Annotated in this window: 14 protein-coding genes and 1 pseudogene; 6 read left to right on the top strand and 9 right to left on the bottom strand. The window is 72.2% G+C overall.

Annotation, left to right across the window (positions count from 1 at the left end; all coding sequences use genetic code 11):
• Window positions 1-41: 41 nt before the first annotated feature.
• Window positions 42-1,349, bottom strand: coding sequence for a phosphoribosyltransferase (locus SRB5_RS04775; RefSeq protein ID WP_323377050.1), 1,308 nt, complete (start codon window positions 1,347-1,349; stop codon window positions 42-44).
• A 233-nt stretch (window positions 1,350-1,582) separates the two neighbouring features.
• Here SRB5_RS04775 and SRB5_RS04770 point away from each other — a divergent pair, with 233 nt between their 5' ends.
• From SRB5_RS04770 to SRB5_RS04755, 3 genes are all read left to right on the top strand, one after another.
• A complete protein-coding gene (locus SRB5_RS04770; RefSeq protein WP_153450151.1) occupies window positions 1,583-2,035 on the top strand; it encodes a DNA-binding protein in 453 nt (150 codons plus the stop codon).
• 243 nt (window positions 2,036-2,278) lie between these two features.
• Window positions 2,279-2,815: an ArsR/SmtB family transcription factor gene (locus SRB5_RS04760; RefSeq protein WP_153450150.1), complete on the top strand. Its 537-nt coding sequence runs from the start codon at window positions 2,279-2,281 to the stop codon at window positions 2,813-2,815.
• Window positions 2,812-4,095 carry an MFS transporter gene (locus SRB5_RS04755; protein ID WP_153450149.1) on the top strand — a complete coding sequence of 428 codons (1,284 nt, stop codon included), beginning with the start codon at window positions 2,812-2,814 and terminating at the stop codon, window positions 4,093-4,095. Before SRB5_RS04760 ends, SRB5_RS04755 begins: the two co-directional genes overlap by 4 nt.
• 28 nt (window positions 4,096-4,123) lie before the next feature.
• Here SRB5_RS04755 and SRB5_RS37395 read toward each other — a convergent pair whose 3' ends face one another.
• Entirely contained in the window at window positions 4,124-4,396 is a 273-nt protein-coding gene (locus SRB5_RS37395; protein ID WP_194292826.1) for a saposin domain-containing protein, read from the bottom strand.
• Between the two features lie 179 nt (window positions 4,397-4,575).
• On the opposite strand from SRB5_RS37395, the pseudogene SRB5_RS04745 reads away from it, so the two are divergent.
• Window positions 4,576-4,794 (top strand): annotated as a pseudogene (locus SRB5_RS04745) (RNA polymerase subunit sigma-24); the annotation flags it as partial.
• Between the two features lie 120 nt (window positions 4,795-4,914).
• Here the strand turns inward: SRB5_RS04745 and SRB5_RS04740 are convergent.
• Both SRB5_RS04740 and SRB5_RS04735 read right to left on the bottom strand, forming a co-directional pair.
• Window positions 4,915-6,768 carry an RCC1 domain-containing protein gene (locus SRB5_RS04740; RefSeq protein WP_153450147.1) on the bottom strand — a complete coding sequence of 618 codons (1,854 nt, stop codon included), beginning with the start codon at window positions 6,766-6,768 and terminating at the stop codon, window positions 4,915-4,917.
• A 139-nt stretch (window positions 6,769-6,907) separates the two neighbouring features.
• Complete coding sequence (locus tag SRB5_RS04735; RefSeq protein ID WP_323377049.1) at window positions 6,908-7,693, bottom strand: maleylpyruvate isomerase family mycothiol-dependent enzyme; 786 nt, start codon at window positions 7,691-7,693, stop codon at window positions 6,908-6,910.
• 92 nt (window positions 7,694-7,785) lie between these two features.
• On the opposite strand from SRB5_RS04735, the gene SRB5_RS04730 reads away from it, so the two are divergent.
• A complete protein-coding gene (locus SRB5_RS04730; RefSeq protein WP_153450146.1) occupies window positions 7,786-8,631 on the top strand; it encodes an SDR family oxidoreductase in 846 nt (281 codons plus the stop codon).
• 26 nt (window positions 8,632-8,657) lie between these two features.
• On the opposite strand, the gene SRB5_RS04725 is transcribed toward SRB5_RS04730, so the two are convergent.
• Complete coding sequence (locus SRB5_RS04725; protein WP_323377048.1) at window positions 8,658-9,398, bottom strand: class I SAM-dependent methyltransferase; 741 nt, start codon at window positions 9,396-9,398, stop codon at window positions 8,658-8,660.
• Window positions 9,399-9,705: 307 nt separating this feature from the next.
• Between SRB5_RS04725 and SRB5_RS04720 the strand changes: the two genes are divergently transcribed.
• Window positions 9,706-9,888 carry a hypothetical protein gene (locus tag SRB5_RS04720; protein WP_153450145.1) on the top strand — a complete coding sequence of 61 codons (183 nt, stop codon included), beginning with the start codon at window positions 9,706-9,708 and terminating at the stop codon, window positions 9,886-9,888.
• On the opposite strand, the gene SRB5_RS04715 is transcribed toward SRB5_RS04720, so the two are convergent.
• From SRB5_RS04715 to SRB5_RS04700, 4 genes are all read right to left on the bottom strand, one after another.
• Window positions 9,866-10,366, bottom strand: a complete 501-nt coding sequence (locus SRB5_RS04715; protein WP_153450144.1) for a hypothetical protein — start codon at window positions 10,364-10,366, stop codon at window positions 9,866-9,868. The two genes, SRB5_RS04720 and SRB5_RS04715, sit on opposite strands and share 23 nt — an antisense overlap.
• 132 nt (window positions 10,367-10,498) lie before the next feature.
• Complete coding sequence (locus SRB5_RS04710; protein ID WP_153450143.1) at window positions 10,499-11,209, bottom strand: ABC transporter permease; 711 nt, start codon at window positions 11,207-11,209, stop codon at window positions 10,499-10,501.
• Entirely contained in the window at window positions 11,206-12,687 is a 1,482-nt protein-coding gene (locus SRB5_RS04705; protein WP_323377047.1) for a DUF1349 domain-containing protein, read from the bottom strand. Before SRB5_RS04705 ends, SRB5_RS04710 begins: the two co-directional genes overlap by 4 nt.
• Window positions 12,684-13,637 (bottom strand): ATP-binding cassette domain-containing protein, encoded by a 954-nt coding sequence (locus tag SRB5_RS04700; RefSeq protein WP_153450142.1) that lies wholly within the window; start codon window positions 13,635-13,637, stop codon window positions 12,684-12,686. The genes SRB5_RS04705 and SRB5_RS04700 overlap by 4 nt, the downstream gene beginning before the upstream one ends.
• Window positions 13,638-13,712: the final 75 nt, after the last annotated feature.

The raw sequence follows: 13,712 nt of genomic DNA, 5'->3' as shown, positions 1-13,712 counted from the left end.
CCTGCGTGAGTGATCGAGGCGCCCGCGGGGGACGCACTCGTTCAGGCCATATGCGAAACCGGGGCCATATGGTCGGTGAACCAGTCACGGGCCAGCTGGGTGACCTGCTCCAGGGCGCCGGGCTCCTCGAAGAGGTGGGTGGCGTCGGGGACGACCGCGAGCCGGTTCTCGCAGTGCAGGCGGGACTGCGCTTTGCGGTTCAGGTCGAGCACCTGGCGGTCGTGGCCGCCCACGATCAGCAGCGTGGGCGCCATCACCACCGGCAGCCGTGGGCCGGCCAGGTCGGGCCTGCCGCCCCGGGAGACGATCGCGGCGATCCCCGATCCCGGTTCGGCGGCCGCCGACAGCGCGGCGGCCGCGCCGGTGCTGGCACCGAAGTAGCCCACCGGGAGTCCTTCCGCCCGGGCCTGTCGGCGCAGCCAGTCGGTGGCGTCCGCGAGTCGTCCGGCCAGCAGGGCGGTGTCGAAGACGTTGGCCCGGTCCTCTGCTTCGTCATCGGTGAGCAGGTCGAACAGCAGGGTGCCCAGCCCCGCCCGGTTCAGCCCGGCAGCGACGAACCGGTTGCGCGGGCTGCGCCGGCTGCTGCCGCTGCCGTGGGCGAACACGACCACTCCGGTCGCGTCCTCGGGCACCGTCAACTGCCCGCGCAGCACCAGCGTCCCGGCCCGTACCTCCGTCTCCAGGCCCTCGGGGCCGGAACCCGGCTTCGTCGGCCGGTCGGCCGCGTCCGCCAGACAGGTGACGACCTCGTCGTCGTCCGTCTGGGAGAAGTCGAGGTAGAACTGCCCGATCGCCCGGAAGTCCTCCGGAGTATGCAGGCAAATCAGCTCGTCGGCGTCCGCACCGAGCCGCGCCGTCCAGTCCTGCGGCGCGACGGGGACGGCGAGCACGATCCGGGCGGCCCCGCGGGCCCGGGCGATCCGGCAGGCCGCGCGTGCGGTCGATCCTGTGGCCACGCCGTCGTCGACCACGACCACGGTGCGGCCCTCGAGTCCGGCCGGTTCCCGCTCGCCCCGGTAGCGCCGGGCACGGCTCTCGAGCACCGCCCGATCCTGCTCCTCGACCCGGGCCAGCGCGTCGGCGGAGACACGTACGGTACGCATCACGTCCTCGTTGATCACACGCACGCCGCCTTCGCCGATCGCGCCCATTCCCAGCTCCGGCTGTACGGGTACCCCCAGCTTCCGTACCAGGAGGACATCCAGCGGCGCTCCGAGCGCCTCGGCGACCTCGGCGGCGACAGGCACTCCTCCGCGGGGCAGCCCCAACACGACGACGTGCTCCCCCGCGAAGCGCTCCAGGCGCTTCGCCAGCTGCCGGCCGGCATCACGACGATCCATGAAGAACACGATGACCTCCTCTTCCCGCGGGAACGCGCCGGGCTACGCAGGGGTCCTGATATCCATCGTCACACCAGCCGTGAAGGGACGCACACCGCGGCCGATGCGTCCCGTACGGCGTTCATGGTCCCGCGCGCCTGCCTGCGCCGACACAGAGCCGACGTCCGCCACGACCGCGATTTGAACGAAACGTTTAAAACGATACGTTGACAACGGTTCGGGAACGGCCTCATCCTCTTTTTATGCCGTCAACTCCCGAACAGCACGCCGACCCGTTCACACCTCCACAGCCGGAACAGGCGCGAGCGCACCGCGTCCACGCGTCCCTGTTTCGCATCGCCGAGCGACACGCGACTACCGACGAGCAACGCAACCGACAGCTTCACCCCTCGGCCATCGGGCCGCACGAAGCCGTCAGACTCGTGTCTTTCCTGCTCAGCGGGGTCGCACAGCTCGACGACGGCGAGCCGGAGGTGGACCGCGCCGATATCACCGCCGCGTTGAGCCTCGTCCCACTGGTTCGCGCGGAGATGGACGAACTGGAAACCGGGCTCCTCCAGATGGCACACGGCCGCGGCATGACCTGGCAGGAGATCGCCTTCGGCCTCGGGCTCAGCACTCCGCAGGCAGCCAGACAACGATACGAACGACTGGCCAGCCGCACCGCACCCGACTCGGAAGGCCCGGAACAGTAAGAATCCGCCCCGGACTGCCCGTCACCCGGCGGCCGGGATGAGGCAGCGGCGCACGAGGGCGAGGGCGCGCTGTGTGACCGGATCGAGGGGGGTGCCGTTCTCGACGGCGGCCAAGGCGGCGTGGAGGATTCCGGCGGTCAGGTCGGCCGTGAGCGAGTCGGCAACAAGGCGCCGGCACCCGGATTCCCCCGGCCCGCGCCAAACCCCTTGCACAATGGTCAAGAAACGTTGACCATTGCTCGCATGCCCACCGGCGATCTCCCCGACGCGCTTCACGTCACCACGGCCGAGCAACTCCGCGCCGTCTCCAACCTCACCCGCCACCGCATCATGGCCGTCCTCCGCTTCGAGCCCGCGACCATCACGCAGATCGCCGACCGGGTCGGCCTCGCGAAGGGGAGCTCCAGCTACCACGTACGCCTGCTCGAGCGCTCCGGCCTGGTGAAGGTCGTACGGACGCGGAAGGTCCGGGGCGTCACCGAGCGGTACTACGCGATGGCCGCGCGGTCGATCGTGCTCCCCGAGCCGGGCGAGGGCGGGCCCGACGTGCTGATGCGGCACGCCGTGGCGGACCTGGAGGAGTCACCGGCCGGTGAGCGGCACGTCCGGATGGCGCACCTGCGGCTCACCGAGGAGCAGTTCGCCGAACTGGCGGCGCGGCTGGCGGCGCTCGCGGACGAGTACCGGGAGCTGTCCGATCCCTCGCTGCCGGACGCGTCGCTCGTCTTCGCGCTGTTCCACCCCGCCCCGCGGCGGCAGACCGACGGAGGTGCCGAATGACCACGGACGTGAAGAAGCTGCCGGCCGGGTTCGGACGGCTCTGGACCGCGCAGACCGTCTCCTCGCTCGGCGACGGGGTGACGCACGCCGCGCTGCCGCTGCTCGCGCTGGCCCTGACCCGGGACCCGGTCGCGCTCGCCGTCGTCACGGCCGCGGGAACGCTGCCGTGGCTGCTCCTCGGGGTGCTCGGCGGCGCGCTGGTGGACCGCTGGGACCGACGGCGCACCATGTGGGTCGCGGACATCTCGCGTGCGGTGCTGCTCGCGATACCCGCGGCGGCGGCCGTACTCGACGTACTGAGCATCCCCCTGCTCGCGGCCGTCGCGTTCCTGCTCGGCGTCGGTGGACTCTTCTTCGACACGGCCGCCACCGCCTATCTGCCGGACCTCCTCCGCCGCGATCCCGCGCTCCTCGAGCAGGCCAACTCCCGCCTGCGCGGCGCCCAGACCGCTATGTCCGGCTTCGCCGGGCCGCCCGCTGGCAGTGCCCTGCTTGCGCTCGGGCGGGCCGTCCCGCTGGTGGCCGACGCGGTCTCGTTTGTACTCTCCGCACTGCTCGTACGAACACTGCCCGCCACGCCCCGGCCCGTACCGGAGGGCGGCGAGTCTCTGCTGCGGCAGGCGCGGGCCGGGGCCTCGTACGTCTTCGGGGACCGGGTGCTGCTCGGCCTGGCGCTCCGGCCGGCGGTCGGGAACATCGCCTTCCTCGCCGTGGAGACCGTCCTCGCCCTCTTCGCGCACGACCGCCTCGGCATCGGCGCCCTCGGCTTCGGCCTGCTCCTCACGACGGAGGCCACCGGCGGCCTGCTCGGCGCCGGCATCGCCTCCTTCCTCGGCCGGCGGCTCGGTACGGGCACCGCGCTGACCTGCACGGCCGCCGCCGAAGGGCTCGCCATCCTGGGCCTGGCCGCCGCCCCGGACCCGTACGCCGCGGGCCTCGCGCTCGCCGTCTGCGGGGCGGGCATGGGCGCCACGATGGTGCTCGGGCCCTCCCTCCGGCAGGCGATCGTCCCGGCCCACCTGATGGGCCGGGTCGCCTCGACCTCCCGGATGCTCGCCATGTGCGCCGCGCCGGTCGGGGCCTTCCTCGGGGGATGGCTGGCCGCCGCGTACGACATCCGCACTCCGCTGTACGCCGCTGCCGGTCTGCTGCTGGCGATGACGGCCGTCACGGCGTCCATGACCAGCAACCGCCGGGTCCAGGCCGCGCTGCGTGCCGCCGCCTCGGACCACCCGGTGGCCGGGGAGCCCGTCCGGGAAAGCGCGTCCGACGTGTCGTGACGAGACATCCTGCGCCGGCGGGCAGGACTCAGCTCTGGATACCCAGGGCGCTCACGATCTCCTCGGGACTCAGATCCTGCTGGATCATCTGGGTCACCATGTCCGCGTAGGTGTCGAGGTAGTTCTCGCACTCGGCGCGATCCATGGGCACGATCTCGCACAGGCTCCCCACATTCTCGAGGGCCTCGGCCGCGGACGGCGGGACCGGCTCCGTCCCCGGCCTTCCCCCGGCCATCGCCGGGGCGGCGAAGCCAACCGTCATCACGGCACCGGCAACCACAGCAGCCATCGCGTACCTCACGTCAGGACTCCTCTCCGAAGCAGCGCTCTTCACGGCCTCGCCGCCCGAGCGCCGACCGCCCGGAACGCAACTGCTCCCCCTGCGTAACGGAATCCCTGCCTCCGGAGATACGAGCCGGTACCCCATTCGGCTCACCTCCCGCCGGTCACCTGCGACAACCAATCACTCAGCGACGCCTCGTCACGTACCAGGGCGTCGAGCCCGGCGACATGAGCGCCGGGATGGTCGGGATCAACGGCGGGCCGGGCATCCTGTTCCGCGGGCCGGGGCGTGTGATGGCCACGGTCACCTTCGACTTCGATGCCGAGGGCCGTATCGCTGCCATTCATAACGTGGCCAACCCGGACAAGCTCGGGGCTGTCGCCGGCGGAACCGCTTACGGCCTCGGAGCGCGATGAGTGCCGTGGCCGCATTCTGCCGCCGGGCGCGGATCGCCGTGAGAACCGCGCCCCAGCGACCTCTTGATCCCGGTGGTCTGCCTCTCCCCCCGCGAAGAGACAGGCCACCGGCGTACGGAGTTACTCCTTTCCGGGTTCCTCGCGGGGGTTGGCGATCTCGGCCGTCACACCCTGTCCCGCGTTGTCCGTGGTGAGGGTGTAGGGCCCGGAGACCGGGGGCCGGGGCAGTCGGTAGCCCTCGGGGACGGCGGTCTCTTCGAGGTAGTACGTGCCGAGGTCCAGCTCGTCGAACGTGCAGATGCCCTCGCCGTCGGTGGCGCAGGCGCTGCCGGTCCGTGTGTCCGGGTCCTCGCCCGTGCGCTGGAGGCCGTTGATGCCGTTGGTCTCGAGCCAGAGCTGGAAGACCGCGCCGGGCAGCGGCTCGCCGTTCGCCTCGTCGGTCTTCTCGACGGTGATACGGCCGTGTGCTTCCGTGACGGTGACTGTGACCGTTTCGGAGTCCGACGGCGGGCAGTTGCCGTTGCCGCCGTAGTGCGCGGTGATGGTGTGCTCGCCGGGCGGGAGGGAGTCGAGCGTCAGGACGGCGGTGCCGTTTTCGTCGAGGGGGACGGTGCCGAGGTCGGTCCCGTCGTCGTCGGTGAACGTGACCTCACCGGTCGCGGTGCCGCTGCCGCAGACGACCGATGCCGTCAGGGTCACCGGCTCGCCCTGCCCCGCCTGCTCCGGGTCGGCGGTCAGTGACGTACTGCTGGTGGCTCTCGTCGCCAGGACCGCGCTGTGCACCGCGCCGGCAGTGATGTCGGTGATGGCGATGCCGGCAGGCAGGTCCACCTCGACCGGGGTCGTGCGGCCGGTGGTGGTGCCGTCCCCCACCTGCCCGTAGAAGTTCTGGCCCCAGGCCAGGAGACGTCCGTCGGCGGTGGTCGCCAGATTGTGGTTGCCGCCGGCGGCGATGTCGGTGACGGTGACGCCGGCGGGCAGGTCCACCTCGACCGGGGTGGGACTGCTGGTGGTGGTGCCGTCCCCCAGTTCCCCGTTCGCGTTCTGGCCCCAGGCGAGGACGCGGCCGTCGGCGGTCAGGGCCAGGGTGTGGGAGCCGCCTGCCTCGATGTCGGTGATACCGGAGGGCAGGCTGATCTCGACGGGTGTGTGGCGCTGGATGGTGGTGCCGTCGCCCAGTTGCCCGGCGCCGTTGTCGCCCCAGGCGAAGACGCGGCCGTCCGCGCTGCGGGCCAGGTTGAAGTCGTAGCCGGCAGTGATGTCCGTGGGCGTGAAGCCGGCGGGCAGCTGCACCTCGACCGGGGTGGAGCGCCTCGTCGTCGTGCCGTCGCCCAACTGCCCGGCGTTGTTGTAGCCCCAGGCGAAGACGCGGCCGTCGGATGCCAGGGCCACACTGTGGTAGCGGCCCGCGTCGATGTCGACGAATTCGACACCGGCGGGCAGGTTCACCTCGACGGGGGTGGAGCGGCCGGTAGTGGTGCCGTCCCCCACCTGCCCGTAGAAGTTGTAGCCCCAGCCGAGGACGCGGCCGTCGGAGGTCAACGCGAGGCTGTGACTGCCGCCGGCGGCGACATCAGTGACGGTGACGCCCGCGGGCAGGACAGTGCTGACCGGTGTCGTCTGGGCGAAGACGGTGGATCCGTTGCCCAGCTCCCCGTCCTCGTTCCAGCCCCACGCCAGGATGCCGCCGTCCGAGGTGACCGCCAGATTGTGGTAGAAGCCGGCGTCGATGTCGACGAGGGTGACACCGGCGGGCAGACGCACGTCGACAGGGGTGACACGGGTGGTGGTGGTGCCGTCCCCGATCTCCCCGAAGCGGTTGAAGCCCCAGCCAAGGGCGCTCTCGGCAGGCGTCTGCGCGGCAGCCGGCGGCCCGGCCACCCCGAGTGCGGTCACGAGTGCCAGGAAGGCCAGCAGGACGATGCGTACGGGGGCGGCCGGACGCGCTGGTCCAGGCGGTTTCGCAGTTGTCATGGGCTGGTTGTACAGGCCGCGTGTCGGTGTGCGAGGGGTCCGGCTCGGGAGCCTCCTTCGAAAGGGCGAGTACGCCGTACGGCATATGGCCACCGCGGCCCGCGAGAGGCGCCGGCTGGTCGTCGAAGGACCTCTGGTCCTACTCCTCCGGCTCCCAGTCGCGGAGGAGGTCGAACAAACCTGCGTCTTTGTCTATCTGCACGGAGTCCGCCGGGATGCGGTCGTACATGAACAGGATCAGCTCACTGGCCGTGCCGCTGACGGAAACCCCGGCCTCGGCGGCGGACGTGGTGCCCGATGCGGGCAGGCGGGTGGCGCGGGCGCCGGCACCGTCGACCGTCAGGCGCCAGGAGCGGCCCTCGGTGGCGTGGAAGTCGAAGGCGGTGGGCTGGTGCGGCCAGGGGCTCGGCGTCGCGCAGCAGGTGGTCAGGAACTCCTCGACGCCGTCCAGTGACACGTCGCCCGGCAGCGGCTGCGGGGCGCCCAGGGTGAGCTGGGCGTCGTAGGTGTGCACCGCGGTCTCCTGGACCCGGTGCCGGGCGACGGCGAGGGCGTTCCGCGGTGACTGCGAGGCACCCCACCACGTCCAGCAGCCGCCGTCCGGGCCGGCCTCGCGCAGCGCGGCCAGCAGCAGCCGCGTCGACTCGGCCAGCCAGGCCAGCAGGGCTTCGCGCTCCCGCGGCGGGTTCAGGGCGGCGCGCGCGGCCATGGCGTCGGCCGGGGGCCCGTCGGCGGGGCCGGCGCCGACGACGGCGGCCCAGAAGCGGTCCCCGCCGCCCAGGTGCTGGATCAGATCGAACAGCGTCCAGTCGGGGCAGGCCAGCACCTGCGCGTCGAGGCCGGGCGCGGAGGCGACCGCGGTGCGGAAGGCGGTCGATCGTTCGTCGATCAGTCGCAGCAGGACGGGGAACTCGAGTGTTGTCACACTGACTGCCTATCATTGTGATCAGGCCGTCGAACAGCGGTTTTCCCAGCGGCTGGGCGCGTGGTGCGACGGGGCGGTCTACGGTGTCAGGCATGACGATTCTGATCGTCGGCGGCAGCGGCTTCCTCGGGACCGAGCTGGTCCGGCAGGCGAACGCGGCCGGGTGGGCGACGGCCGCGACGTACACCACCGAACGCGGCAGCGCCCTCCCGGGAGCGTGGCATCACCTCGACCTGCGCGTCCCCGAGAGCCTGGCCGCCGTACTGGCCGAGGTCAGTCCGCGGCTGGTCGTCAACGCCTCGAGCGGCTCGGCCGACTGGGCGGTGACGGCCCGGGGCCCGATCCGGCTCGCCATGGCCGTGGCGCGGGCGGGTGTCCGCCTCGTGCACGTCTCCAGCGACGCCGTCTTCTCCGGCCGTAGCCGCGTCCCTTACGACGAGACGTGCCTCCCCGACCCCGTCACCCCGTACGGAGCGGCCAAGGCCGCGGCGGAGACCGGTGTCCTCGCCGTCTGTCCGCGGGCCACGGTCGCCCGCGCGTCGCTGATCATCGGTCACGGCCGTTCCGAGCACGAGGCGTTCGTCCACGACCTCGCCGCCGGGAGACGCGATGGTGTCCTGTTCACCGACGACATCCGCTGCCCCGTGCACGTCACCGACCTGGCCGCGGCCCTCCTCGAGCTCGCCTCGACCGACGCTCCCGGCATGCACCACCTCGCGGGCCCCGACGCCCTGAGCCGGCACGAGCTCGGCACCCTCATCGCCCGGCGCGACGGCCTCGGCCCCTCCCGCCTCCCGGCCGGCCTGCGCGCCGACAGTCCACAGCCCGGCGCCCTCGACGTCCGCCTCGACAGCCGGGCCACGCGGCGCCGCCTGCGCACCACGCTCCGCGGCGCCCGGGACTTCCTGCGTGAGGGCGATGCTCCCCGGATGACGTGAACGTTCTGCGCGTAAATGCAGCGGTCCTACGGTTTGTGGGTCACCCAGAGCAGTTCCGCCGGCCAGCGGTGCCCCCAGTCGGGTGGGTCGGTTTCGTTGTAGCCGTTGGGTGTTGCGGCGTCGGGCCGGGGCTCGATGAGGTCGTCAATGACGAGACCCGCGCCGCGCAGGACCCTGACCCAGCCGCCGTAGGTGAGCTGATAGCTGATCGCGCCGTCGTCCTCGGCGATGGTGTTCAGCCCGAAGTAGTCCTTCTGCAGCGTCGTCGTCACGCGGGCTGCGGTCTCGTCGTAGCAGGCCTCGAACCACGGGCTGGCGACGTTGAACACCAGGCGCCCGCCTCGGCGCAGGACGCGTGCGGCCTGCGGGACGGCCAGGTGCGGGGGCGCCCAGCTGAGGCCGCCGAAGTCGCAGAACACCAGGTCGAAGCTGTCGTCGGCGAAGGGGAGGTGTTCGGCGGCGCCTTGCACCAGCGGGTACCGGGCCGCTCCCATCGCCCGGGCGGCCGCGGCGAGCTGGGCTTCGGACAGGTCAATCCCGACCACGTCGGCGCCCTCGGCGACGAGCGCCCCGGACCACTGGCCGGCGCCGCAGCCGAGTTCGAGGACGCGCTTGCCGGTGACGTCGCCCAGGGCGTTCAGGTGCTCGTCGGGGATGGAGTACATGCCCCACAGCCGGGGTGCGGCACCGATTTGCGGGTCGTGTTCGTGCTGGTAGGCGCTGCTGATCTGGTTCCAGAGCCGCCGGTTGGCGGGGATGCTGTCCACGCGCCGACTTCAGCATTGCCCGGCGGGGGCGGTCAACACGATTAGGGCCTGCCCGGGCCGCGTGATCCTTCGGTTCGTCTCGCGGGCCGTTCCCTTCGTGTCGCACGACGGTTCCCGGTGCCGGGTGCGCTTCAATTTTGTACTTGCCGAGGGTGTACAGCCGAAGCGTGAGGATTCGTGATGCGAAGAGCAGTGAATCTCGGTCCGGCATGGTGAATTCCGGCACCCGCAGCCGCGGATCCGAGAGCGACGGGCGCCGTCCGGCGTCCCCGGGGCCGTGCCCGGTGAGCGTGTCGGGCGGTCCGCGATGAACAGAGGGGTCGTCGTCGCCTGTCTTGTCGCCGGCCTCGCCGTGGTCTGGTTCCTGACCGCCACCGACGTCATGAACGTCATTGCGGCGATCAGCATCACGATCGTGTTGTTCCTGATCGCAGGCGCCGAGCTGAAACGGCGGAGCCGGCGCCGGGCTACTCGGTCGCCACCGACGTGACCGCGCATGACACCGAGCGCGCGGGCCCGCTCGTGTCCAGGTCGAGCGCGACGGGCTCCAGCACCTCCTCCCCGGCCTGCCCCGCCTCCGCGTAGACGGACGCCGTGCCGGTGGCGAGCTTCTTGCCGTGCTCGCTGAAGTCGACGGTGACGTCGATGGTCTGGTAGACGCTGATCGGATTGGCGAAGCGCACCACCGCCCGCAGCCCTTCCGGGCCGAGCGTGCAGTCCGCGACCGTGACCTCTCCCCAGGGGCCGGCCGACTCGTCGCCGGGGATGCCACCGGGGTCGGTGGTCGGGTCCGTACCGCCGGAGGTGGCATCGGACGAGTCGGAGCCGGATCCGCCCGACGAACTGCTCGACGAACTCCCGTGGCTCCCACCGTCGTCGCACCCGCCGCCGCCGGAGCGGCGGGCTCCGGTCAGGGCGACGAGCACGATCGCGCACATGGCTACGGCACGGATGTGACGCTTCCTCATGAATCCCCCGGGAGGAGCGGGCCCGACTGCCGGCCCTCGTACGGCTATGACAGGAACCCGACACGCTACTACCGGTCCATGAGCCCGTGCGGCCGTTTGCGCCAGAAGCCGGGACGGGCCCGGAGAGGATTCTCACGCGTCGCGCCCGCACAGCAGCAGGCCGCCGGCCAGCAGCGCCGCGGCGGCCCACCCGGCGGTCGCGCCGAGGCCGGCCCAGGGGCTGAGGGGCGGGCCGAGCCCGGCGCTCATCGGCGCGATCCTCCGGAGTACGCGCTGCCAGTGCGGGTCGCCGACGGCCAGGGAGAGAAGGGGGACGACGTAGAGCAGGCCAAGGACAATCCCGATGCCGGTGGCGGAATCCCGTACGGCAGTCGCGATGCCGAGGCCGAGAAGGGCGATCAGGACCAGGTGGAGGACCGGCCCGGCGACGGCACCGTCCGTCAAGTCACCACCGGCCCCGGGCAGGATGGCCCGCCCGGCGAGCAGCGACCCGAGCACGGCGACGGTCCCGGTGACGGCCACGGCACCGGTGAGGATCACGGCCTTGGCCGCGAGGACGGCGGCCCGCCGCGGCACCGCCGTCAGGGTGGTGCGGATCATGCCCGAGCCGTACTCCCCGGTAATGACCAGCACGGCCAGGACGGCGACCGGCGCCTGGCCGAGCCGGACCCCGACGAGGCTGACGCCGGTCAGGTCGCCGCCGCAGCCGGCGGACGTACACCTGACGACCGACGCCGCCCCGGCGCTCAGCGCCACTGTCGCCGCGACGGCGCCGAGCAGCAGCCACAGGGGGCCGGGGACGGTCCGGAGCTTCGTCCACTCCGCGTGCAGGGCCCTGGTCATGCGTCCCTCCTGCGGAGCAGGACGGCGGCCGCGGACAGGCTCACCGCCGTATAGCCGGCCAGGACCGCGAATCCGGCCCACGGCGGAAGGGGCCAGTAGCCGTTGTACGGCGTGTAGTTGCCCGTGACCTGGTGATGCGGCACCAGTGTCTGCTGGACGGCGAAGGCCGCGGCCGGTGTCACCCGGGTCAGCCGGTTCGCCGTGCTCGCGGGTACGAACGGGATGACGGTGAGGAGGTACGGCAGCACGACGGCCACGGTGACGGCGGTGACCGCGCCGGCGCCGTGCCGGAGGATCGTACCGGCGGACAGGGCCAGGACCGAGGCGGTCGCGAGGAGCGCCGCGGTCCCGAGCGCCACCCGCAGTCCGGTCGAAGAGGTCACCGGGAAGATGTAGACGCCGTTGGCCCGGGCGAGGTGTTCGCCGAGCGGGCCCGCGACGAGTGTTCCCGTCAGCCCGGCGGCGAAGGTGACGCCTCCCAGTACGATCGCCTTGGCCATCAGTACGTGGGTCCGTTTCGGGGCAGCGGCGAGGGTGGTGCGGATCAGGTTCGTCCGGTATTCCGTGGTGACGAACAGCGCACCCACGACGATGACCGCGACGAGCGCGGCGAACGTACCGGTGAGGATGTCGCCGAGGGTGCCGCCGGCGGGCAGGGTGTCGCGGACGGCGGGCGCGATGTCGCCGGCGCCGGTCACGGTGAACAGGCCGTCGGATTCCGTGTACGAGCCCGACCTGCCCGCCGGGTAGCCGGCGAAGCTCGGGGAGCCGGCGCCGACCTGGTCACCAGTCCATCTGCCCCCGGCCCCCCGGACGCGGAGGTCCCCGAAGACGGACGTGGACACGGTGCCGGCCGTACCCATGCCGTCCGCGACGGGCGGGGACGCGACGAACAGCCCGGCCTGCGGGGTCGGGCCGAGGCCGCTCACGTGTGTGGTGCCCACCGTGGTCCAGTGCGTGCCGTCGGCGGAGGTGTAGCCGGTGATCGTGTCGCCCGCCCGGTCCAGCCGCAGCCGTCGGACGGACCGGGCGGAGGCGGGGCCGGGAGGGCCGGCGGTGTCGTTGACGTAGCTGTCCTGCATCCGTACGCCGTGGCTGCCGGTGGTCATGATCGCCGCGTAGGGGGATCCCTGGCGGGTGCTCCGCCTGATGATGAGTCCGGCCTTCGCCCACGGCACGGTGCCGGGCCGTAGCTCGCCGGGCCCCTCGGGGATGCTGCTGTCGAGCGCGGACACGGAGACGGTGATGCTGCCGTTGCCGGTCAGCGGCCGGTGCACGAAGTAGAAGCTGTCGGCCACCGGTTCGCCGCCCGGTCCGGTCGGTACGGGCGGCGAGCCCTTCTGGTCGCTGCTGATCCCGGCGAGCAGGGCGAACAGCACCAGCATCAGTGCCGCGGTCACCGTGCCCGTCACCCAGGCTCGTACGGTCGTGAACTTGGTCCACTCCGCGTGCAGTACGCGGGCGAAGCCGGCGGTCACCGCGAGACCTCCGCAGGCGTCGTGGCACGGAACTCGACTGCCTCGCGGGTGAGTTCGAGGTAGACGTCCTCGAGGGTGGCACGGTGTGCCGACACCTCGGTAAACGGCACCTCGCTCCGGCCCAGGAGCGTCACGATCCGGTCCGCGGGCAGGCCGGAGACGGTCAGGGTGCCGGGGCCGGTGGCCGTAACGCTCGCGCCGGCCCGCGCGAGGACCCGCGTCGCGTTCGTCGTGGCCGTGGTCCGCAGAGCCACCCGGTTGCGGGAGGCGCCCGCGATCAGCTCGGCCACGCCGGCGTCGGCGAGGGCCCTGCCGCGTCCGGCGACGACGAGATGGCCGGCCGTGTCCTGCAACTCGCTCATCAGGTGACTGGAGACGAGCACGGCGCGGCCCTGCGCGGCCAGTGACCGCAGGAATCCGCGCATCCAGATGATGCCGTCGGGGTCCATGCCGTTGAACGGCTCGTCGAGCACGACGACCGGCGGGTCGCCCAGCACGGCCGCGGCGATCCCGAGCCGCTGGCGCATTCCCAGCGAGTAGCCGCCGGCCGCGCGCCGCGCGACCGGGGCCAGGCCGACGAGCTCGATCACCTGGTCCACCCGCCGCGCGGACAGCCCCTGCGCGTGCGCCAGCCACAGCAGGTGGCCGCGCCCGCTGCGACCGGGGTGCGGTGACGCCGCGTCCAGCAGCGAACCGACGTGCCTGGGCGGACACCGCAGGCTGCGGTACGGCCGGCCCCCGATCAGGGCGATGCCCTCGTCGACCGCGTCCAGACCGAGGATCACGCGCATCGTGGTGGACTTCCCGGCCCCGTTCGGCCCCACGAAGCCGGTCACCACGCCCGGGCGGACGGTGAAGGACATGCCGTCGAGGGCCGGTTTGCGCCCGTACCGCTTGCGCAGTCCGGAAACGACGATCTCCGGGGCGCTCACGACTCGAAATTCGCTCATGCCGACGGTTGTACGCGGCACTTGGTCGCAGCCGGGTCGCGGCGGCCGCGACCCGGCTGCGACCGGGGATCTGGC

The sequence above is a fragment of the Streptomyces smaragdinus genome, assembly GCF_009604385.1.
GTDB classification, from domain to species: Bacteria; Actinomycetota; Actinomycetes; order Streptomycetales; family Streptomycetaceae; genus Streptomyces; species Streptomyces smaragdinus.
This window is presented reverse-complemented; position numbering and strand designations above follow the sequence as displayed.

Excerpts from the sequence above, each read along its gene's own strand:
- SRB5_RS04770 (WP_153450151.1), top strand. The coding sequence starts at position 1,583 with ATGCCGTCAACTCCCGAACAGCACGCCGACCCGTTCACACCTCCACAG.
- SRB5_RS04760 (WP_153450150.1), top strand. The coding sequence starts at position 2,279 with ATGCCCACCGGCGATCTCCCCGACGCGCTTCACGTCACCACGGCCGAG.
- SRB5_RS04755 (WP_153450149.1), top strand. The coding sequence starts at position 2,812 with ATGACCACGGACGTGAAGAAGCTGCCGGCCGGGTTCGGACGGCTCTGG.
- SRB5_RS04740 (WP_153450147.1), bottom strand. The coding sequence starts at position 6,768 with ATGACAACTGCGAAACCGCCTGGACCAGCGCGTCCGGCCGCCCCCGTA.
- SRB5_RS04730 (WP_153450146.1), top strand. The coding sequence starts at position 7,786 with ATGACGATTCTGATCGTCGGCGGCAGCGGCTTCCTCGGGACCGAGCTG.
- SRB5_RS04720 (WP_153450145.1), top strand. The coding sequence starts at position 9,706 with ATGAACAGAGGGGTCGTCGTCGCCTGTCTTGTCGCCGGCCTCGCCGTG.
- SRB5_RS04715 (WP_153450144.1), bottom strand. The coding sequence starts at position 10,366 with ATGAGGAAGCGTCACATCCGTGCCGTAGCCATGTGCGCGATCGTGCTC.
- SRB5_RS04710 (WP_153450143.1), bottom strand. The coding sequence starts at position 11,209 with ATGACCAGGGCCCTGCACGCGGAGTGGACGAAGCTCCGGACCGTCCCC.
- SRB5_RS04700 (WP_153450142.1), bottom strand. The coding sequence starts at position 13,637 with ATGAGCGAATTTCGAGTCGTGAGCGCCCCGGAGATCGTCGTTTCCGGA.